General features: G+C 71.5%; 21 protein-coding genes. 13 read left to right on the top strand and 8 right to left on the bottom strand.

The window, feature by feature from the left end; genetic code table 11:
• Positions 1–147 precede the first annotated feature (147 nt).
• The 3 genes from ACPT94_RS20945 to ACPT94_RS20935 all read left to right on the top strand — a co-directional run bounded on the left by ACPT94_RS20945 (position 148) and on the right by ACPT94_RS20935 (position 3738).
• Positions 148–849 carry a 2-phosphosulfolactate phosphatase gene (locus ACPT94_RS20945; protein WP_360350892.1) on the top strand — a complete coding sequence of 234 codons (702 nt, stop codon included), beginning with the start codon at positions 148–150 and terminating at the stop codon, positions 847–849.
• Positions 850–1068: 219 nt separating this feature from the next.
• Positions 1069–2472, top strand: coding sequence for an LCP family protein (locus tag ACPT94_RS20940; RefSeq protein ID WP_489686587.1), 1404 nt, complete (start codon positions 1069–1071; stop codon positions 2470–2472).
• Between the two features lie 372 nt (positions 2473–2844).
• Positions 2845–3738: a GNAT family N-acetyltransferase gene (locus ACPT94_RS20935; protein ID WP_360350889.1), complete on the top strand. Its 894-nt coding sequence runs from the start codon at positions 2845–2847 to the stop codon at positions 3736–3738.
• 166 nt (positions 3739–3904) lie between these two features.
• Here the strand turns inward: ACPT94_RS20935 and ACPT94_RS20930 are convergent, their stop codons facing one another.
• Positions 3905–4045: a hypothetical protein gene (locus ACPT94_RS20930; protein WP_360350886.1), complete on the bottom strand. Its 141-nt coding sequence runs from the start codon at positions 4043–4045 to the stop codon at positions 3905–3907.
• Positions 4046–4174: 129 nt separating this feature from the next.
• On the opposite strand from ACPT94_RS20930, the gene ACPT94_RS20925 reads away from it, so the two are divergent.
• The gene (locus ACPT94_RS20925) at positions 4175–4579 is read left to right on the top strand and encodes a hypothetical protein (protein ID WP_360350883.1); all 405 of its coding nucleotides are present in this window, start codon (positions 4175–4177) and stop codon (positions 4577–4579) included.
• Between the two features lie 59 nt (positions 4580–4638).
• Positions 4639–5007 (top strand): DUF952 domain-containing protein, encoded by a 369-nt coding sequence (locus ACPT94_RS20920; RefSeq protein ID WP_360350881.1) that lies wholly within the window; start codon positions 4639–4641, stop codon positions 5005–5007.
• A 143-nt stretch (positions 5008–5150) separates the two neighbouring features.
• On the opposite strand, the gene ACPT94_RS20915 is transcribed toward ACPT94_RS20920, so the two are convergent.
• From ACPT94_RS20915 to ACPT94_RS20905, 3 genes are all read right to left on the bottom strand, one after another.
• On the bottom strand, positions 5151–5546 hold the full coding sequence (locus ACPT94_RS20915) for a luciferase domain-containing protein (protein WP_360350878.1): 396 nt from the start codon (positions 5544–5546) through the stop codon (positions 5151–5153).
• A 135-nt stretch (positions 5547–5681) separates the two neighbouring features.
• Positions 5682–6011 carry an antibiotic biosynthesis monooxygenase family protein gene (locus tag ACPT94_RS20910; RefSeq protein WP_360350876.1) on the bottom strand — a complete coding sequence of 110 codons (330 nt, stop codon included), beginning with the start codon at positions 6009–6011 and terminating at the stop codon, positions 5682–5684.
• A 60-nt stretch (positions 6012–6071) separates the two neighbouring features.
• Positions 6072–7352 carry a hypothetical protein gene (locus tag ACPT94_RS20905; RefSeq protein WP_360350873.1) on the bottom strand — a complete coding sequence of 427 codons (1281 nt, stop codon included), beginning with the start codon at positions 7350–7352 and terminating at the stop codon, positions 6072–6074.
• Positions 7353–7586: 234 nt separating this feature from the next.
• Between ACPT94_RS20905 and ACPT94_RS20900 the strand changes: the two genes are divergently transcribed.
• The 3 genes from ACPT94_RS20900 to ACPT94_RS20890 all read left to right on the top strand — a co-directional run bounded on the left by ACPT94_RS20900 (position 7587) and on the right by ACPT94_RS20890 (position 10356).
• Complete coding sequence (locus ACPT94_RS20900; protein ID WP_360350871.1) at positions 7587–8723, top strand: sugar ABC transporter substrate-binding protein; 1137 nt, start codon at positions 7587–7589, stop codon at positions 8721–8723.
• Between the two features lie 257 nt (positions 8724–8980).
• Positions 8981–9193 carry a DUF4287 domain-containing protein gene (locus ACPT94_RS20895; RefSeq protein WP_360350868.1) on the top strand — a complete coding sequence of 71 codons (213 nt, stop codon included), beginning with the start codon at positions 8981–8983 and terminating at the stop codon, positions 9191–9193.
• A gap of 68 nt (positions 9194–9261) precedes the next feature.
• Positions 9262–10356 (top strand): YihY/virulence factor BrkB family protein, encoded by a 1095-nt coding sequence (locus tag ACPT94_RS20890; protein WP_360350865.1) that lies wholly within the window; start codon positions 9262–9264, stop codon positions 10354–10356.
• On the opposite strand, the gene ACPT94_RS20885 is transcribed toward ACPT94_RS20890, so the two are convergent.
• Together ACPT94_RS20885 and ACPT94_RS20880 are read right to left on the bottom strand one after the other, a co-directional pair.
• Positions 10347–10763: a hypothetical protein gene (locus ACPT94_RS20885; RefSeq protein WP_425246522.1), complete on the bottom strand. Its 417-nt coding sequence runs from the start codon at positions 10761–10763 to the stop codon at positions 10347–10349. The genes ACPT94_RS20890 and ACPT94_RS20885 overlap by 10 nt on opposite strands.
• Positions 10764–10923: 160 nt before the next feature.
• On the bottom strand, positions 10924–12927 hold the full coding sequence (locus tag ACPT94_RS20880) for a glycoside hydrolase family 97 protein (RefSeq protein WP_425246521.1): 2004 nt from the start codon (positions 12925–12927) through the stop codon (positions 10924–10926).
• 260 nt (positions 12928–13187) lie between these two features.
• Between ACPT94_RS20880 and ACPT94_RS20875 the strand changes: the two genes are divergently transcribed.
• The 3 genes from ACPT94_RS20875 (at position 13188) to ACPT94_RS20865 (ending at position 15231) form a co-directional block, all read left to right on the top strand.
• A complete protein-coding gene (locus ACPT94_RS20875) occupies positions 13188–14033 on the top strand; it encodes an Fpg/Nei family DNA glycosylase (protein WP_360345909.1) in 846 nt (281 codons plus the stop codon).
• A gap of 232 nt (positions 14034–14265) precedes the next feature.
• A complete protein-coding gene (locus ACPT94_RS20870) occupies positions 14266–14412 on the top strand; it encodes a hypothetical protein (RefSeq protein ID WP_360345911.1) in 147 nt (48 codons plus the stop codon).
• 15 nt (positions 14413–14427) lie between these two features.
• A complete protein-coding gene (locus ACPT94_RS20865) occupies positions 14428–15231 on the top strand; it encodes a DUF2637 domain-containing protein (RefSeq protein WP_360345913.1) in 804 nt (267 codons plus the stop codon).
• Positions 15232–15382: 151 nt separating this feature from the next.
• Here the strand turns inward: ACPT94_RS20865 and ACPT94_RS20860 are convergent, their stop codons facing one another.
• On the bottom strand, positions 15383–16816 hold the full coding sequence (locus tag ACPT94_RS20860) for a PepSY-associated TM helix domain-containing protein (protein WP_425246520.1): 1434 nt from the start codon (positions 16814–16816) through the stop codon (positions 15383–15385).
• 149 nt (positions 16817–16965) lie between these two features.
• On the opposite strand from ACPT94_RS20860, the gene ACPT94_RS20855 reads away from it, so the two are divergent.
• Positions 16966–17610: a peptide deformylase gene (locus tag ACPT94_RS20855; protein WP_360337135.1), complete on the top strand. Its 645-nt coding sequence runs from the start codon at positions 16966–16968 to the stop codon at positions 17608–17610.
• A 53-nt stretch (positions 17611–17663) separates the two neighbouring features.
• Here ACPT94_RS20855 and ACPT94_RS20850 read toward each other — a convergent pair whose 3' ends face one another.
• Positions 17664–19082, bottom strand: a complete 1419-nt coding sequence (locus ACPT94_RS20850; protein WP_425246519.1) for a dihydrolipoyl dehydrogenase family protein — start codon at positions 19080–19082, stop codon at positions 17664–17666.
• A 143-nt stretch (positions 19083–19225) separates the two neighbouring features.
• Between ACPT94_RS20850 and trxA the strand changes: the two genes are divergently transcribed.
• On the top strand, positions 19226–19612 hold the full coding sequence (gene trxA / locus ACPT94_RS20845) for a thioredoxin (protein WP_360337139.1): 387 nt from the start codon (positions 19226–19228) through the stop codon (positions 19610–19612).
• The last annotated feature ends 3 nt before the right edge of the window (positions 19613–19615 follow it).

Here is a 19615-nt window from a genome sequence, read left to right as displayed (position 1 = left end):
CGGGCCGGCCCGGCCCGGCACAGCCTGGGAGGCCCAGCTGTCCTCGGCTGTCCGCACAGTCCCGGCGGCGCCGACTCGCGAGACCGTCGATGTGATGCGGGTCACTCTCTGGGTGCTGCGGATCGGGCATGGGGAATCATGATCGGGATGGACGCTCGTTTCCTCGGCATCGCCGAGCTGGTCGAAGCCCCGTCCGTGGCGGTCGTGGTCGATGTCATGCGTGCTTTCACCGTGGCTGCCTGGGCCTTCGCTCAGGGGGCGGAAAAGATCGTTCTTGCCGAGTCGCTGGACGAAGCCCTGGTGCTCAGGGCTCGCCACCCGGATTGGGTGGCGCTCAAGGACGGTCCGCCCGCTCCCGGGTTCGACACCGTCAACTCGCCGGGCCTGCTGCGGTCCTTCGACCTTCGCGGCCGGACCGTGGTGCAGAAGACCACGGCGGGAACGGTCGGTGCCCTGGCGGCCAAGGAGGCGTCGCTGGTGCTGTGTGCCAGTTTCGTGGTGGCGGAGGCGACAGCCCGGCTCCTGCGGACGCGCGGGAGCGACAGTGTCACCTTCGTGATCACCGGCGAGGACGGGCAGGCCGACGAAGACCTGGCGTGTGCGCAGTACATCGCCCGAAGGGTCACGGAGGCCGGCGCGGACGCTGCTGAGTTCCTCCGCCGCGCTGCCGCGTCGCGCGCCGCCGCCGAGCTGGCGAACGGTGTGCGTCAAGGAGTCCATCCCGATGACGTCGCACTCTGTCTTGAGCTCGACCGGTTCCCCTTCGCCATGGTGGCGGTCTGGGAGAGTTCGCTCATGGTCCTGCGTCCGTGCGCCGTGCCTTCGCCGGCCGACGGCGCCGGGAGCTGATCGCCGGTGGCGAGGTCTGGTCTCCCCTCTCCCCGGCCCCCGCGACGCGGCGCGACGGAAGTGCCGGACGGGTGGAACGTCCGGGGCGGATGAGTCGTCTGTGTTTTCGGGACGTATTTCTACCTGCGTGTAGGGTTCCGTCGTTCGGCGGTGACCAACGCCGCACGATCCGAGCACGGTTCAACGGGGTGGCAGGCCGAGGCGGAGGGGCGAGCGCCGGTGAGCGGAACAGGAAGGCGTCGGCGTACTCAGCCGGGCAAGGCCGGTAGGGCGGGGAAGACCAGGCTGACGCGGCGGGGGCGGTTCGTCGCCTGGGGCGGGGGAGTGACCGCGGTGGTCGTCCTCGCGGTCGGCGGGGTCGGCGCCTGGATCTATCAGGACCTCAACAACAACATCAACTCCGCCGACGTGAACGACAAGCTGGGCGGCGACCGGCCGGAGAACCTCAGTCCGGGTTCGAAGAACATCCTGGTCGTCGGCTCGGACAGCCGTGAGGGCGCGAACGCCAAGTACGGCAACAAAAAAGAGCTGACCACCATGCAGTCGGACACGCTGATGGTGCTGCACATCCCCGCGGACCGGAAGTGGGCCGCGGTCGTGTCGTTCCCCCGCGACTCGTACGTGGAGATACCCGCCTGCGACATGGGCAACGGCAAGACGTCCTCCCCGCACAAGGGCAAGATCAACGAGGCGTTCGCGATCGGCGGCACCAGCGGCGAGGTCGCCGGGGCCGCCGCGTGCAGCATCAAGACCGTCGAGGCCCATACCGGCCTGCGCATCGACAACTTCATGTCCATCGACTTCTCCGGCTTCAAGGGCATGGTCGACGCCCTGGACGGCATAGAGGTCTGCCCCGAGCAGGCCATCAAGTCGGACAAGGCCCGCCTCGACATGAAGGCCGGCTGCCAGACCGTCGACGGCGAGACGGCCCTCGGCTACGTCCGGGTCCGCTACGGCGTCGGCGACAACTCCGACATCGGGCGCATCGGCCGCCAGCAGGAGTTCATGAACTCCCTGGTGAAGAAGGCCAAATCCAAGCTGACGAGCCCCGACGCCATGTACGGCTTCCTGCAGGCCGGCACCAAGTCCCTGACGACGGACCCGGATCTGGCGGGCATCCAGCCGATCTACGGCCTCGCCAACGAGCTCAAGGGCATCCCCAGCGACCGGCTGGCCTTCCTCACCGTGCCCAACTACCCACGCCAGGCCGACGTTCCGGCGGACCTGGCGAACGTCGTCTGGCAGTACCCGCAGGCCGCCAACCTGTTCACCTCCCTGGCCAACGACAAGGAGACGACCAAGGCGCAGTTGCAGGCGGCGGTGAAGGACCTCGTGTACGCCTCCTCCGTACAGGTCCGCGTCCTCAACGGCACCGGAGTCGCCGGACGCGCCGCGACCGTCGCCGAGAAGCTGAGGAAGGCCGGCTTCACCATCGCCGGTACGGGCAACGCGCCCCAGACGGTGAGCAGGACGGCCATCAGCTTCCCGGCGGGCCTGGAGAAGAAGGCGGCGGTCCTCTCCTCACGGCTGCCCAAGGCCCAGTCCTCCGCGTCCGCGGACGCCACCGCGGGGGTCGTCACCCTCGTCGTCGGCCCCGACCTGGATGTGAACGCGCTCGGCTGACGGTTGGTCGGGAGCACTCCCGGGATGCTGTAAGCTTGATCATGAGCTGGTCGCCACAACAGCGGTGAATCGGTTCTGCGTTGGTGGTCCAAGGAAAGACGCCCCGCTTCCTGCGGGGAGATGCAGGTGCAAGGCCTGCCCGGCGCTCTCACTGCGAGGCCCACCCCGTTCAGGCGGGGTGGGCCTCGTGCGTTGTGCGGTCGCCACTCGCTGCACCGCCGACCTCCTGACCCGTGCCGCGCGGCTCGGTCATCCACAGCTGTGGACAGACGAGGAGGCGCCGCTGCCGAACAGCGACGAGGGCTTCGTCGTCCCGCCCCGTCGCTGGAAAGCCGTGGATTCCCCGAGTCGAGTGCATGAGAATCACCAAGCATGCGCCCGGACGACTGGCACCTCACCGAAGACGTCGACGAATTCCTCGCCCGAGCCGGAGACTTCCTGCGCTCCCGGCCCGGACTGCACGTCATGCCGCTGACCTGGGCCGCGAGAGTGCGCGCGCGTGGGGTGGACGCGTTCGGCGCCGGAGCCCCCGTCTTCGGCGTGCTGGAGCACGCGGGCGAGGTCCGCGCCGCCTTCTTCCGCATCCCGCCCCGCGCCCTGGTCCTCACCCCGCTCACGCCCGAACAGGCCGACACCCTCGCCGCCCGCCTGGCCGCCCTCGGGCACTCCCTTCCCTCCGTCAGCGCGCCCCACAGCAGCGCCACCGCTTTCGCCGAGGCCTGGCAGCGGCACACCGGCGCGACGCCGAAGATCCGCGACACCCGGCTCCGTCTGTACGGCCTCGGCACGCTCACCCCGCCGGAGCCGCCGCCGGCGGGCCGGGGCCGCGTCCTGGGCGAGCAGGACCTCGACCAAGTCATGTACTGGTGCGGCGAGTTCGCCAAGGCCGTCGGGGAGGCCGTCACCATCGACGCCGACTCCTGGGCCGGCACGCGCTTCGCCGACAAGCGCTACACGCTCTGGGAGACCCCGGACGGCACTGCCGTCTCCGTCGCGGGCATGAACCCGCTGATCGGCGGCCAGATCCAGGTGGACATCGTCTACACCCCGGCCCATCTGCGCGGTCGCGGCTACGCGGGCGCGGTGACGGCCGAGGTGAGCCGGGCCGCGCTGGCCGCGGGCGCGAGGGACGTCGTCCTGTTCGCGGACCTGAACAACCCCACCAGCAACGCCCTCTACCAGCGCCTCGGCTACCGCACGCTCACCGACTGGGCGGCGTACGACTTCTCGTATGCCGCACCGGGCATCAGCAACCCAGGTAGGTGATCTGGACGACCGCAGCAGTGAGGGCGACTCCCGCGTCGAGACGGCCACCACCCCCGCCGCCCTCCACATCCGCGACTCCGAGCTCGACGCCGGTCCCCTCCTCACCCTCGCCCCCGGTCCCGGGCGGACTTCGACGCTTTCGCTGCCGCCCAGGACCAGGGACCGCTCACTTCCGGTCGCCCGCCTTGTCCACGACGGTCGCCGAGATGCGGGTGGACATGCCGACCTGCGTGCCCTTCTTCACGAACGGGCCGCCGGAGGCCTTGCCGCCGACGTCGTCGGCAGGTCTGCCGGGCGGGCCGTTCACTCGGTCTCCCGTGTCTGCCGGCGGGCGGTTACGGCCCTTGTTACCCGCAGCCGTGGATCGGGTTCACGGCCGGACACGACGACTGCGGCCAGGTCCCCGCGTTGCGTGAGGCGCGCTTAGGGTGGCGCAATGCCCACCGTCGAACCCGAACGCGAATCCGAACCCGACCCCTCCCCCGCGCCGCCTTCCACCCTCCGGCGGTACCTGGTGCCGCTGCTGGTGAACCTGCTGATCGGCATACCGACGATCGTCCTCGTCGCGTGCGCCCGCTGGTACGCCGCCCACGGCCACTGCCAGGGGATCGACGACATGGAGCGTCTGGAACTGGGCGGCTGCACCTACGACCAGATCGAGGACAGCTCCTTCGTCCTCATCGGCCTGATCACGACCGGCCTCGTCGTCCTGCCCCTGCTCCTGCTCTTCAACGTGCTGAGGCCGCTGGCACAGGACCGCCCCCTCAAGCCCCGTCTCCTGACCCTCCCCGCCGTCCTCCTGCCGTACGTCCTCCTCCTCGCCGCCGCGAAGAACGGGTGACCGCACCTCGCGGAGTGCGGGCAAGGAGAGGCAGGCGGACGGTGCTGTATAACCGGACGATGATCTACCACGTCGTACCGAAGGCCGAGTGGGACGCCCGACCCGACGAGCCCTACGCTCCCGCCTCCCTCGCCGAGGACGGCTTCGTCCACTGCTCCCCCGACGAGGCGACGACGCTGACCGTCGTCAACAACTTCTACCGCGACGCCCCGAGGCCGCTGCTCGCGCTGCTCCTCGACGAGGACCGCCTCACCGCCCGCTGCGAGTGGGAGGCGGCGGCCCCCGCCCCGCCGCCGGGAGTCCCCGACAGCACCCTGTTCCCGCACGTCTTCGGCCCCCTCGACCGGGGCGCGGTCACCCGTGTCCTGGAGGTCCGATGGGACGAGGAGGGACGGGCGACGGGCCTGACCGAGCCGGCGACCGGCTGATCGTCACCCCCGCTGCGGCGTCCCCGGGGGCCCACCCGCACCCACCCTTCGCCCCCGGTTCGCCACCCGTACGAACGGGCTTGCTCCATGGGCGGATGGACTCTGTGGGAGGCGGGCGAGGACGACACGACGCCCGTGGGTGATCAGAGCTCGTAGGGTTCGTCGCGCGGCACCAGCGTCACACGGTGGAAGTTGCACGAGGCGGGGGACGGTCCGGTGCCCGGCGCCTCCGCCAGGTGCGCCTTGAGGGCCATGCTGACGAGGCTCATCAGCAGGTCCACGTCCGCGTCGCAGTCGAGGTGGACGGTGACCCAGCGGGAGCCCGGCACCACCCGTACCGCCGTCGACTCCCGCAGGTCGCCGTGGATGCGTTCGATGGCCGGGACGGTGAGGTGCAGGTCCACGTCCCGGTCGGTGTGGAAGTGGAGTATCTCGCTGTGGACGGAGCGCAGCGCCCGCCCTGTGCCACAACTGGCCTGGCCTGTAAGGAGATCGGGCCAGCCTTCCAGTCGCGCCATGGCGCGCTCGGCCAGAGTCATGTGCCCATGGTCGCTGCCGCACCGCGCGGTTACCAGAGGTTGAGCGAAATGTAACCGGGGCGTGAGGTGACGCACGTGCCGTCCACGTCGGCCGTGATGCCTCCCCCGCGCCCCGGTGACAACCCGCTTCAGGCGTCAGCCCTGCTTCGGCGCCGCCTGCTGGACCACCTCGAAGGACCACAGCGTCGCGTCCGTCGCGGCGGGCTTGGGGCGCTCGCCGCCCTCCGCGGAGCCGCCGCCGTGCGCCGCCTGACCCCGGCCGGACATCCAGTTCTGGAAGTCCTCCTCGGTGCGCCAGCGCGTGTAGACGAGGTAGGTGTCGGTGCCCTCCACCGGTCGCAGCAGCTCGAACCACTCGAAGCCGTCCGAGCTCTCCACCGCGCCCGCCCGGGCCGCGAACCGCTTCTCCAGCGTCTCGCGCTGCTCTTCGGGGACCGTGAGTACGTTGATCTTGACGATGCTCATGTGCCCATTGTCCGGCAGACCACGGTCACGCGCCGTGGCGGGCAGACCGGCGGAACCCGGTCACGAGCCGTCCGCGCGGACCGCGTAGACGTACCGCTTGCCGGCGTACTCGCTGACGTTCCAGATCACCGACTCGCCGTACGCCCAGCCCGACGCCCCGCTGCTGTGGTAGCTGAGGTCCTCGCAGCCGACGGCCAGGTCGCAGACGGTGCTCGCGGTCGTGGCGCCGGAGGTGAAGGTGCGCAGGGCGCCGGTGCCGGAGGGGCCGTTGCTCACGGAGAGGTAGTGCCTGCCGCCCCGGGAGACGACGCCCTGGATCTTCTGCTGGGCGACCGTCACGGCCTCCGTCGCGGTGAGCGAGGCGGGGTGCCGGGTGGTGTAGTCGAGGTTCCAGCGGACCACCTTGGGCGTGGCGGTGCTGGGCTCGCCGGTGCCGTTGAAGGCGCCGTCGGTGTAGCTGACGGTGCCGGACGTCGAGTACTCGCTGACCACCAGGGAGTCGGGGGTGCTGGCGCGGTCGAGGCCGATCGTCGTGTAGCGCAGGTAGGCCCCGGCGTTGTCGTAGGCGTGGCTCTGCGGCAGGACGTACTGGTAGCCGTAGCCGTAGTACTGGCCGTCGGTGTGCAGACCGCACACGTTGCCTTCCGCGGTGGCCACCTTGAAGAGGGTGCGCAGGTCGAAGACGCGCAGCCCCTTGTAGGTGTCGACGACGTACAGCAGGTCGCCGTACCACATGACGCCGCCGGCGTGCTTGCGGACGGGGTTGAAGGAGTACGCGCCGGTGGTGGTCCTGACGGGTTCGACCAGCAGGACGTGCTGGTAGCGGGGCGCCGCCGGGTTGCCGTAGTCGACGAAGGTCAGCCGCATGCCCTTGTCGAGCGGGTACTCGTCGACGCCGTCGGCGTCCGGGTCGGTCTCGAAGAACCAGGAGACGAGCACGATCCTGTTGCTGCCGCCCGCCGGATAGAGCCCGTTGCCGAAGGCGTCGGCGCTGGTGGTGACGCCCTGCGGGATCCAGTAGGCGACGGCCTGGTCGGCGTCGTCCCAGGTGAACCCGGTCTGGAAGGCCTCCACCGTGCCGGGGGCGCCGGTGAGGGCCTTGGCAGCGCGGTTGGTGCCGGCGATGACCGTGGTCGCGTCGGCCTTCGTCAGCACGTTCCCCAGTCCGGCCGCCAGGTCGGCGAACTCCCCGTGCGTGTTGGAGGACCGGCTGGTGAGCCGGAACTGACCGGCGTCGATGGTGGCCGCGTGCGCGGTGGTGGGGGAGAGGAGGGTGCCGCCCACTCCGACGACGGGGGCGGCGGCCACGCCCTTGAGGATCGCTCTGCGCGTCATGGTCATGACGGGCAAACCTAGGCGGAGACGATCATGCGCCACAACTGCGTCGGCGATGCCCGGCGTCGGTGACGTCGCGCCCGCGCCGCGGGTTTCGTGAGCCAGCCGCGAAGCCTGGAACGAAGCCGTGAGAGGTGGGGAGATTCGGCGCACGCCGTGCCCGGGAGCGGTGTGTGCGCGAGACGCTCGGGTGCGATGGGGGCGCTGTTGCCCCGTCCGCACCTGGAAGGCACACCTGTAGTGAACGCTCGTACCCACCGTCGGACCGCCGCGCGCCGCTGCGCCGTGGCCCTGGCCGCCGCCACGTCGGCCCTCCTGCTCGCCGCCTGCGGAGTCGTCGAAGGCGTCGGCGGGAGTGAGGAGTCCGCGGTCCCGAAGAAGGGCAACGACATCACGGTGGGGCTGCTGCTGCCCGACAGGGCGACCTCGCGCTTCGAGAGGTTCGACCACCCGCTCATCGCGCAGCGGGTCGCCGCCCTCACCGAGGGCAAGGGCAAGGTCAGTTACGCCAACGCCGAGGCGAGCGCGAAGAAGCAGAGCGAGCAGCTCGAGAAGATGATCGCCGAGAAGGTGGACGTGCTGCTGGTGGACGCGGTGGACGCCAAGGCGATCGCGCCGGCCGTCGAGAAGGCCAAGAAGGCGGACATCCCCGTCATCGCGTACGACAGGCTCGCCCAGGGCCCGATCGACGCGTACGTCTCGCACGACAACGAGCTCGTCGGTGAGGTGCAGGGCCGCGCCATCATGGCAGAGCTCGGCGCCGCGGCCGCCACCAGCAAGATCGTCATGATGAACGGCTCACCCGCCGACCCGAACACGGCACGGCTCAAACAGGGCGCGCTCAGCGAGCTGAAGGACAGGGTGATCATCGCCAAGTCGTACGACACCCGGGAGTGGCTGCCCGAGGTCGCCGAGGCGAACATGCGCAAGGCGATCCAGTCCGTCGGCCTCGGCCACATCGCCGCCGTCTACTCGGCGAACGACGGCATGGCGGGCGCCGTCATCGACGCGCTGAAGAAGGCGGGCGCCACCGAGATCCCGCCGGTGACCGGGCAGGACGCGGACCTGGCGGCGATACGGCGGATCGTGGCCGGTGAGCAGTACATGACGGTGTACAAGTCGTTCCTGGAGGAGACCGACAAGGCCGCGGAGATGGCGGTGGCCAGGGCCCAGGGCCGCTCGCTGACGTTCGACTCGCTGACCCGTGACCGCGTCGACAGCCCGACGCAGAAGGACATCCCGTCGATGCTGGTGCCGGTGGTCGCCGTCACCAAGGACAACATCAAGGAGACGGTGGTCCGGGACGGCGTCTACACCGTCAAGGACATCTGCACCAAGGCCTACGCGGCGGACTGCGCGGCGATCGGCCTGAACTGAGGCGACCCGCCCCTCCCGCTCCGGCGCGGCCGGGGTCGAGAAGCGCGGGCGAGCCTGCGCCGGGGCACGCGGCCCGCGGCCGCGGGGAAGACGATCCGGGCGGAACCGGACGTGCGGTCGGGGGCGCCGGGGCGACAGCCGCCGGAAGAGTGACTCAGGTCACACTGATGGGCCGATTGCTTCTTCTCCCCCCGCCGGTCGTACACACCGACAGCAGCGAGCAGGCCTGACCGGCCGAGGGAAAGGACGCGACCGACATGACCGCACCTGAGAAGGGTCCCGCCAGCTACTTCCCTTCGATCGAGAAGAAGTACGGCCGTCCGATAGCGGAGTGGAAGGACCTGATCCGCGCCTCGCCGCTGACCAAGCACATGGAGCTCGTCTCCTGGCTCAAGGCCGAGCACGGCCTGGGCCACGGCCATGCCAACGCCCTCGTCACCCACACCCTGGCCGAGAACACCGACAGGTGAACGAGCGGATTGCCCCGGTCTGTCCCCTATGTAGGTATGGGTGACCCTCGGCCGGATACTCGTCCGCCATGACGCGGACCAGGAGAAGACCCGAAACGCACGGCAGGCACCGTCGGCACACCGAGCCCGTCGGGGCCGGGCCGGAGGCCGGGGCCGGGCGGGTGCCGGAGGCCGGGCCGGACGAACAGGTGGAGCGGCGGGCGCCGGACACCCCGACGGAGCTGCCGAGGCGCTCCTGGGCAGCGGCGCTGAAAGGCACCCTGAAGGAGTTCAGGAAGGACGAGCTGACCGACCGGGCCGCCGCTCTGACGTACTACGGGATCCTGGCGCTGTTCCCGGCGCTGCTGGCGCTGGTCTCCGTGCTGGGGATCGCCGGCCGGTCGGCGACGCAGGAGGCGCTGGACACCATCCAGAGGCTCGCGCCGGGCGCGGTGCAGGACCTGCTGGGCGACGCCGTGCGGCAGTTGCAGGGCCGCTCCGGGCTCGGCTCGCTCATGGCGGTCGTGGGTCTGCTCCTCGCGGTGTGGTCGGCGTCCGGCTATGTCGCGGCGTTCATCAGGAGCGCGAACGCGGTCTACGACCTTCCCGAGGGACGTCCGGTGTGGAAGGTGCTGTCGGTCCGGGTCGCGGTGACCATGGTGCTGCTGGTCATGGCCGTGGCCGGCGCGCTGATCGTCGTGTTCACCGGCGGTCTCGCACGGGAGGCCGGTGAGGCGCTCGGGGTCGGTGACACCGGGCTGACGGTGTGGTCGATCGCGAAGTGGCCGGTGCTGGTGCTCCTGGTCACGACCATGATCGCGACCCTGTACTGGGGGACCCCGAACGCGCGGGTCCGCGGCTTCCGCTGGATCACACCGGGCAGCTTCCTGGCGCTGCTGATCTGGATGATCGCCTCGGCCGGGTTCGCGTTCTACGCGGCGAACTTCGGCTCCTACAACAAGACCTACGGCACGCTCGCCGGCGTGATCGTCTTCCTGGTCTGGCTGTGGATCACGAACCTGGCGATCCTGTTCGGCCTGGAGTTCGATGCGGAGCTGGCCCGCCAGCGCGCCGTCGCGGGCGGTCACCCGGCCGACGAGGAGCCGTACGTCCAGCCGCGCGACACCCGGGCGTGGGACGAGGAGGACCGCCGGCGCCTCGAAGGGCCCTCGGATCAGCCGTAGGTGACGGCGGAGGCGCTGCAGCGGCAGTTCGTGCCGTCCGGGCCGCTGCCCAGGGCGATCGGCTCCGCGCCGCTGTTCGCCGGCGCCGGAGCCTGGCGGGCGCCGCCGCGCCGGCCGCCGCCCGCGCCGCGCTGGCCGGAGCCGGACTGCCGCTGCTGCGGCGGACGCCCGCCACCGCGCTGCGGCCGGCCCGCCCCTGCCCTGGAGCAGGGCGAGGGCGGCGCGGGTGCGTTCGCCCGGTGACACGGTCGCCGCCGCTGCTGTTGCCCCGGAAGCGCTCGCACACGGTGATGCCCCTGCCGCCGTCGCCCGAGATCGCCACCCGGGACGACGGCGGTGTCGCCGTAGTCGGCGTTGACGCCGACCAGGGTGCCGGACACCAGGGCGTCGGCGACGACCACGCCCACCACGCCACCACGGCCGGCACGGCGGCCGCTGCTGCGGGCAGGACCCGTCGGCGCCGGCCGGCCGTTGTGCCCCGCCGACGGCGCGGGGGCGCTGCTGTCTTGCTCACATCGTCACCTCGCGGGGAGAACCGGTCGCGGAACCGGTTTCCGTGCCCCGTGCTCAGGAGCCGTCCGGCTCCAGGACGATCGCCTGGCCGCCCGCGGTGGCCATGGCCACGCTCAGCGTGGTGGCCGAGGTGACGGTCTGGGTGCTGACCACGACCGGGGTCCGGAACGGGCTGGTGCCCGGCGTTCCGTCGGCGTAGACGGTCGCGGTGTAGGTGGTTTCCTCGTCCAGGAACGACAGCGGGAGCGCCAGCGTCCGGGCCGTCTCGTTCGTCATCGCCCCGAGGTACCAGGTGGAGCCGCTCCGGCGGGCGACGGCCACGTACTCGCCGATCGACCCGGCCAGGGTCCTGCTCTCGTCCCAGGTCGTGGGGATGGCGTTGAACCAGGGCAGCCCGGGCCAGTTCGCCGTGTTGGCGTACTTGGAGGGCTTGTCGTACCAGAACAGGAAGTTGAGCGGCTGGTAGTACACGGCGGCCATCGCCATCTGGTGGGCGTTGGTCGTCTTGTTGCGCGACTGGCCGTAGCAGATGGTGTAGTCCAGCGGGCCGCCGATGTTGCGGGCGAAGGGCAGCGTCACGTTGTGGGTGGCGGTCGGGAACTGCTCGTTGCCCCGGACGCCCTCCAGGCTGACGTAGTTCGGGTACGTCCGCTCGTAGCCGAACGGGCGGACGTCGTCGTGCATGTCGATCAGCAGCCGGTACTTGGCGGCCGTCCTGGCCCAGTCGGTGATCTGGTTGGTCATCGACTGGGTGCCGTCGTTGATGAAGCCGAGCTTGATGCCCGCGACGCCCCAGCTCTTGTAGAGGCCGAAGAGCGAGTCCGCGTCGGTCAGCGCGAGCCGGTTGACGTAGAGGAAGACGCCGACGCCCTTGCCGGTGGCGTACGAGATGACGGACGGCAGGTCGATGGCGGCGATGGGCTTCGTGGCGTCCACGGTGCTGAACTCGGGGCCGTACCAGCCGGCGTCGTACTCGATGTAGTCGATGCCGCGGGCCACGGCGAAGTCGACGCCCGCCAGGCCGGCGGCGGTGGTGAGCTCGCAGCGGAAGACCTTGCCCGGCTTGATCCACGAGGTGTCGGTGAGGGCGTTCTCCGGGGCCAGGTTGAGCACCAGCTCGGCGTTGTCGACCAGTTCGGCGTGCGTGGACCCGATGACGACCGCGCGCCAGGGTGTCGCGAACGGGGTGGTGACCGTGGTCGCGGTCTCGACCGGGCCGGTGCCGCGGGCGGTGTGCTCCATGAGGAAGGCGGCGAGGGTGCTGGGCTGCCCCGGGACCGAACCGAGCATCAGTCGGGGGAAGTCCAGCCGGGAGGACTCGCAGACGCAGGCGATGAGCCCGCCCGAGAGGTCGGCGGTCAGCGGCAGGTCGGTCAGCGGGCCCTGGTCGGTGCTCGACGTTCCGGTGACCGGGATCGAGCCGGGGGCGACCGGGTTGTAGGCGTCCTCGTCGCGGGCGCTGTAGACGGTGGTGTCGTCGGGGAAGACGAACGTCGTCAGTTCGTCGGTGACCGTGGCGGTGGTGGCGGTGCCCGTGCCGAGCAGGAGGTAGCGGAGGGCGACGCCGGTCCTGTAGGCACGGATCTGGACGCCGAAACGGGTACCGGAGGCGGTGTCCCGCAGCTCCCAGCACTGCTCCTGGTAGTGGTCGGTGACCTTCGCGTTGCGCCCGTACACCGGGGACCAGGTGTCGTGAACGGTGCGGTGCCGGCTCCGGGTCACCGTCACGTCGCCGCCGAGGACGGTTCCGTCGCTCAGCCGCAGGCCCAGGGCGGAAGTTCCGATCACCGTCCTGCCGTGGCGCCTGGCGGCCCACTGCAGCGCCCCGTTCACCACCGACATGGTGATGGACGTACCGCCCATCCGCGCGGTCGCGCTGACGGCGCCGCCCGTGCCGGCCGGGGCGTCGGCCGCGAGGGCCGGACGGGTGGCGCCGAGCCCCATCGCCGCCATTCCGGCGGTGACGGCCGCGCCCCTGAGCATGCCCCGGCGGGACAGCGTCCCCGCCCGGCCGCCGGTGTCCGTGGTGGGTTCTTCCTGGTCTCCTGCGGTTCTCATCGTGAAGGGACCTCTCCTCCGGGCGCGCAGAATTCTGGTAGTAACCGGTTACTGCGTGGGGAACGTACGCCCGGAGCAGGCGGGGGTCAAGATCTCGCCACCGCTGAAATCACCGGGACGCGCGCAGACGGCGGCCCGGAGCGAAGGGGCCGCGGGCCGTGATGCGCCGCGGCCCGCCCGGGAGCCACGATGGTGTGGGGGGGAGGCTGCGGCCCGCTCGCCGAGCGCGCGGTTCTTCGGGTGGAGAGAGGACGTGTCCCATGCCGGAGCTGCCGGACGTCGAGGGATTCCGGAAGGTGCTCGAGTCCTGTGCGAAGGGCCGGGTCATCCAGCGCGTCGACGTGCGCGACACGGGTGTCCTGCACGGCGTGAGCGCGCCGCGGCTGCGCTCCGCGCTGGAAGGCCGGCGTTTCACCGAGCCGGAGCGACGCGGAAAGTGGCTGCTCGCCCGCACCGGCGGCCCCACCCTCCTGCTGCACTTCGGCATGACCGGGCAACTGGTCTGCGGCGCTCCCGACGATGCGCTCGCACCCCATGACCGGGTCCTGTTCACCGTGGGCCGCGAGCGTCAGCTCCGCTACCGCGACCAGCGCAAACTCCAGGGCCTCTGGCTGGCCGACGACGACACCGAGGTCGCACGGCTGCTCGGCCGCCAGGGCCCCGACGCCCTGGCGGTGGACCGCGAGGAGTTCGAGGCCGCGCTCTCTTCCCGGCGGGGCAGTCTCAAGGCCGCCCTCACCGACCAGTCCGTCCTGGCCGGACTCGGCAATCTGCTGGCCGACGAGATCCTGTGGCGCGCGAGGCTGCGCCCCGGCGGCCGGACGAGCGAACTCACCGACGCCGACCGCCGACGCCTGTACACGCAGATGCGCCGCACCCTGCGCTCCGCGGTCACCGCCGGCTGCGTCCCCCCGCGCGACTCCTGGCTCACCGGCCACCGCGACGACCCCGACCCGGCCTGCCCGCGCTGCGGCAGCCCGCTGCGCCGGTCCCGCACGGCGGGTCGCGGCACGGTGTGGTGCCCGCGGTGCCAGGAGAACGGATCGCCCTCCCCCGCACCTCCCGGTCGGCCCACTGCCCGGCCCCGCACTGCGCGACCCGGGTGAAATTAATTAAAACGCTCTCATCAGCGTTATCGGGCGCCAGGGTCACTCATTTGCCGCGCATCCGGAGGAGAGCGAGCGGCGTTAGCGAGATATGACGAATGCAAGGCCTACTGGTTTGCCTCACCGCAGCAGTGCGAGGACGGATAATCTGCCTGCGGCCGGTGATGTGACAGTGGGGAAATGGCCTTACACGCCTGGTGCGGCATACTCGACCCTGGATCCCCGCGTCACCTTGTACGGGGACGGTGCGCGGGTCGAACCCCGGGTCACCGAACCTCTGCTCCGCGAGTTCCTCACCCTGCTGGAAGGCGTCCAGGAGGAACTCAACCAGCGGTGGAACGGCCAGGGGAAAGCCGGTTTCCACGCGGACCGCGCGTGACGGGGGTGGATTTCCATGAATCACGACTATGCGGAACCGTCCTTCGCGCGGCGTGAATGGTATTCCGACGCATATCCCTATGGGATGGGCAGCGGCCGGCCCGGCAGCCCGGTCGATTCCCTGCACGATTCCCTGCACTCGAAGGCCCCCCTGGTACCCCCCGACTCGAACTGGGACCCGGTCGAGGAACTCGCCTATCTCCTGCAGGAGGCCGTGCCGGGGGAGCAGGCGTCCAACGTGCCGCCGCCTCGTGGTGAGCCGGCATCCGGTGTCGACTTCACCGACCCGATGGAGAACCTGGCGCAGATCACCGCCCAGTTGCCGCCCATCCGGCGTTCCGCTGCCGGGCACCGGAAGATGCCGGTCCGAAAACTCCGGCTCAATTGGCTGCAGACCGGCAGTTTCGTCATCATCGCATTCGTCGCCGTCATCGTCGCGATGGTCAGTGTGTTCGGTGGAATGGTGGCCTACGCGCCGCTGCAGAACATCACGTCCGGCACGAAGGGCGGGGGGATTCCCTGGTGGCCTCTTCTCGTGTACGGACCCTGGATGGTGGCCTCTCTCTCCATCCTGCGCACCGCCCTGCACCAGCGCCGGGCTTTCCACTCGTGGTTCATCGTCCTGGTGTTCTCCTCCGTCGCGATGATGCTGTGCGTGGCGCAGGCCGAAAGGACGTTCACCGGTATCGCGGGAGCGGCCCTGCCGGCGCTCGCGTCCCTGGCGTGCTTCCAGCAACTCGTCCGGCAGATCACCCTGACCCTGCCGCCGCGACAGGGCACGCCCCGCCACCGGCAGCTGCGTCAGCATCCGCACGCCTGAGGACTCCTGCGCGGGGCGGGGGGGGGGGGCCCGGCCCCCCCCCCCCGCCCCCCCGGGGCCGGGGGGGGGGGGCCGCGCCGGGGGGCCCCGGGGGGGGGGGGGGGCGGGGGGGGGGGGGCCCCCCCCCCCGGCCCCGCCCCCGTCCGAGCACTCAGGCGGCCGCCCGCCGCCCCCGCCGGTGCGTGATCTCACCGAGGACGACGTCCACGACGAGGAACGCGGCGAGCGGGATGCCGAGCAGCGGGACGAAGTAGCCGAGGACGGCGATCACCGCCATCAGCGGGACCAGGACGTAGGGCGGGACCTGCGCCCACGCTCCGCGCGGGATCGGCCGGCCGAAGGCGTTGCCGCGGCCGCGCTGCCACCACATGCGGTAGCCCCACACGATCAGCAGGATCAGCGCGAGCGCGAGGAGCATCAGCAGGATCTGGTTGGCGAGCCCGAACAGGACGCCGGTGTGCAGGTCGATGCCCCAGCGGGTCAGCTTGGCGAGCACCGGGTAGTCCTCGAACCGCAGGACGTCGGTGACCTCGCCGGTGGACGGGTCGATCGCCACGGAGTCCTGCTTCTCGGGCCAGCTGCGCTGCACCTGCTTGACGACGTACGCCGACTCGGCGTCCGCGGGCGGCACGATCTCCACGGGGTCGCCCAGGCCCTCGGCGCGGGCGGCGGCCAGGACCTTGTCGAGGCCGACGCCGTGCTCGCCGTCGCCGCCGGAGCCGGAGGCCGCGTCATGACCGCCGTGTTCGCCGCCGGTCACCGCCGCCGAGATCGACGGGGTGGACCCGCCGAGCGAGGTGCGCAGTTCGTCGATGCTCGCGCCCGCGTACTGCGACCAGGTCAGACCGGTCGCGGACAGGAAGAGGAAACCGGCCGCGGCCCACACGCCGACCGTGCCGTGCAGACCGAGCGTGCGGCGCCGGCCGCTGGTGCCGCGGACCTTGCGCAGAGCGCGGCGGCGGGAGAACCACAGCGCCACCCCGCCGCCCGCGATCACCCACAGCCAGCTGGCGGCGAACTCGCTGTAGAGGCGGCCGTTCTCGCCGAGATGCAGGTCGCGGTGGAACTCGTCGATCCAGGTCCGCAGCGGCAGGGCGCCGGTCGCGCCGTACTGTTCCAGGGCGCCGCGCACCTCGGCGGTGTACGGGTCGACGAACACGGCGAGGGTGTGGGTCTCGTCGACGCCCTTCACGCCGGACAGCATCACCCGGGTCGTGGCGTCGTCGGCCGGGGAGGGCCGTACGGCCGCGACCGTGCCCTCGGGGTGCGCCTTGCGGGCGGCGGCCACCTGCTCGGAGATCGGCAGCTTGGTCTCGCCGACCGGCACGGTCATCTCGTGCGAGTAGACGAGCTTCTCGGCCTGGAACGCGCCCGCGTACAGGAAGCCGGTGACGGCGGCGACGAGCAGGAACGGGGCGACGAGCACGCCGGCGTAGAAGTGCAGGCGCAGCACCAGGGGCCGCAGCGGGGCCCACGGACCGCGGGCCGTCGGTGCGGGTGCCGCGGGTTGCGGGGCCTCGTCCGATGGGGGTCCCCCCGCTGGAGCGGAGCCGGAAGTGGGGGAGGGCGAGGGAACGGTGGACATCGGCGGGCTTCTCCGAGGGTCGTGGGGACGTGCTTCAGCCGTGACGGTCCAGTAGTCGGAGCGGAACCCCGCCGAGTTCCCGGCAATCCAAGTGACCTGCGCCACACAGTAGTCCGAGGGGTGTGCGGCCGTCGTGGCATCCTGGCCCGATGGCATCTCCCAGTCCCCGCGCGCCCCTTGCCGAGCGGATCGAGGAACTCCTCGCCCCCGGCGGCCCGTTGCCCGTCGTCGCGGCCGGCGATCCCGTCCTGCGCACCGGCACCGAGCGCTACGACGGTCAGCTCGGCCCGGCGCTTCTGGCCCGCTTCGTCGAGGCGCTGCGCGTCACCATGCACGCGGCGCCGGGTGTGGGGCTGGCCGCCCCTCAGGTCGGCGTGGAGCTGCGGATCGCGGTGATCGAGGATCCGGCGCCGGTGCCGGAGGCGGTGCGGGTGGCCCGGGGCCGGGTGCCGCAGCCGTTCCGGGTCCTGGTCAACCCGTCGTACGAGCCCGTCGGCGCCGCCCGAGCCGCGTTCTTCGAGGGCTGTCTGAGCGTGCCGGGGTGGCAGGCGGTGGTGGCCCGGCACGCCGAGGTGCGGCTGACGGGTGAGGACGAGCACGGCCGCCCGCTGGACGAGGTGTTCAGCGGGTGGCCGGCCCGGATCGTGCAGCACGAGACGGACCACCTGGACGGCCTGCTCTACCTGGACCGGGCCGAACTGCGCTCCCTCTCCTCCCACCAGGCGGTGGTGGAGCGCTGGGCACAGCCGACGCCGGAGACGGCCGCGCGGGCGCTGGGCTTCGAGCTGCCGTAGGGCCTGTCGCGCGATCCGCGGCGGACGCGGGACGGGACAGGCCCCGGGGGAGGTCAGTGGTCGCGGAACGCCTCCAGCAGTCGCAGCCAGACCTCGCTGATCGTCGGGTAGGACGGGACGGCGTGCCACAGGCGGGCGATCGGGACCTGGCCGGCGACCGCGACGGTCGCCGAGTGGATCAGCTCGCCCACGCCGGGGCCGACGAAGGTGACGCCGCGCAGGATCTCGTCCTCCAGGTCGACGACCATGCGGGCGCGGCCCTTGTATCCGTCGGCGTACAGGCCCGCCCCGGCCACCGAGGACAGGTCGACGTCGACGGCGCGGACGCGGTGACCGGCCTGTTCCGCCTCGGCGAGGGAGAGGCCGACCGCGGCGGCCTCGGGGTCGGTGAAGACGACCTGCGGGACGGCGTGGTGGTCGGCCGTGGCGGCGTGCGCGCCCCACGCGCCGGACTCCAGGTCCGCCACCCCCGAGGCGCGGGCGGCGATGGCGGCGCCCGCGATGCGGGCCTGGTACTTGCCCTGGTGGGTGAGGAGGGCGCGGTGGTTGACGTCGCCGACCGCGTAGAGCCACTCGTTGCCGGTGACGCGCAGGCTGTCGTCGACCGTGAGCCAGGAGCCCGGTTCCAGGCCGACGGTGTCGAGGCCGATGTCGTCGGTGCGCGGGGCGCGGCCGGTGGCGAAGAGGATCTCGTCGGCCTCGATGCGGTCGCCGGTGTCGGTGACGACCACGACCGTGCCGTTCTGTCGTGCGACCGACTCCACCGACGTGCCCGTGCGCACGTCCGCGCCGGCCTCGGTGAGCGCCTCGGCGACCATCTCGCCCGCGAAGGGCTCCATGCGGTTGAGCAGGCCCTTGCCGCGGACGAGAACGGTGACCTGAGCGCCGAGGGCCTGCCAGGCCGTGGCCATCTCGGTGGCGACGACTCCCCCGCCGACCACGACGAGCCGGCCGGGGACGGACTGGGCGCTCGTCGCCTCCCGGCTCGTCCACGGCTTGACCTCGTCGAGGCCGGGCAGGTCGGGCAGAACGGCCCGGCTGCCGGTGCAGACGGCGACGGCGTGCCGGGCGGTGAGGACCTTGTCGCCCACGGTCACGGTGCGCGGGCCCGCCAGACGGCCCGTGCCGCGGTAGAGGTCCGCGCCGATGCCGTCGAGCCAGCCGACCTGGCCGTCGTCCTTCCAGTCCGAGGTGTAGTAGTTGCGGTGGGCCAGGACCGCGGACGCGTCCAGGGGGCCCTGCACCGACTGGCGCAGGCCGGGCAGGCGGCGGGCGTCGGCCTGGGCGATGACCGGCCGCAGCAGGGCCTTGCTGGGCATGCAGGCCCAGTACGAGCATTCGCCGCCGACCAGCTCGTTCTCCACGACCGCGGTGGTGAGGCCGGCCGCGCGGGTGCGGTCGGCGACGTTCTCCCCCACGGGTCCGGCCCCGAGCACCACGACGTCGTACGCGATGTTTTCCGTTTCCGTCATGGGGTCAGTCTGGTGGGTGGTGTGCGGGGTGGCCACACGGGTAGGGGCGCGGAATACGCGGCCGGCCGCCCGCGTTGTGCGGACGGCTTCACCCCATGTCAGGAAGCACCTGGCAGGAAGCACCGGGAAGAAGGAATCACGCCATGAGCAGCACCGTGGAGCTCACCAAGGAGAACTTCGACCAGACGGTCACCGACAACGACTTCGTCCTGATCGACTTCTGGGCGTCCTGGTGCGGCCCGTGCCGTCAGTTCGCCCCGGTGTACGACAAGGCCGCCGAGGAGAACCCGGATCTGGTGTTCGGCAAGGTGGACACCGAGGCGCAGCCGGAGCTGGCCGCGGCCTTCGGCATCCAGTCCATCCCGACGCTGATGATCGTCCGTGACCGCGTCGCCGTGTTCGCGCAGCCGGGCGCCCTGCCCGAGGCCGCCCTGGCGGACGTCATCGGGCAGGCCCGCAAGCTCGACATGGACGAGGTCCGCAGGTCGATCGAGGAACAGCAGGCCACCGAGGGCTCCCAGGCCGAGTAACTC

The organism is Streptomyces aurantiaciflavus (assembly GCF_049808595.1).
Taxonomy (GTDB): Bacteria; Actinomycetota; Actinomycetes; order Streptomycetales; family Streptomycetaceae; genus Streptomyces.
This window is presented reverse-complemented; position numbering and strand designations above follow the sequence as displayed.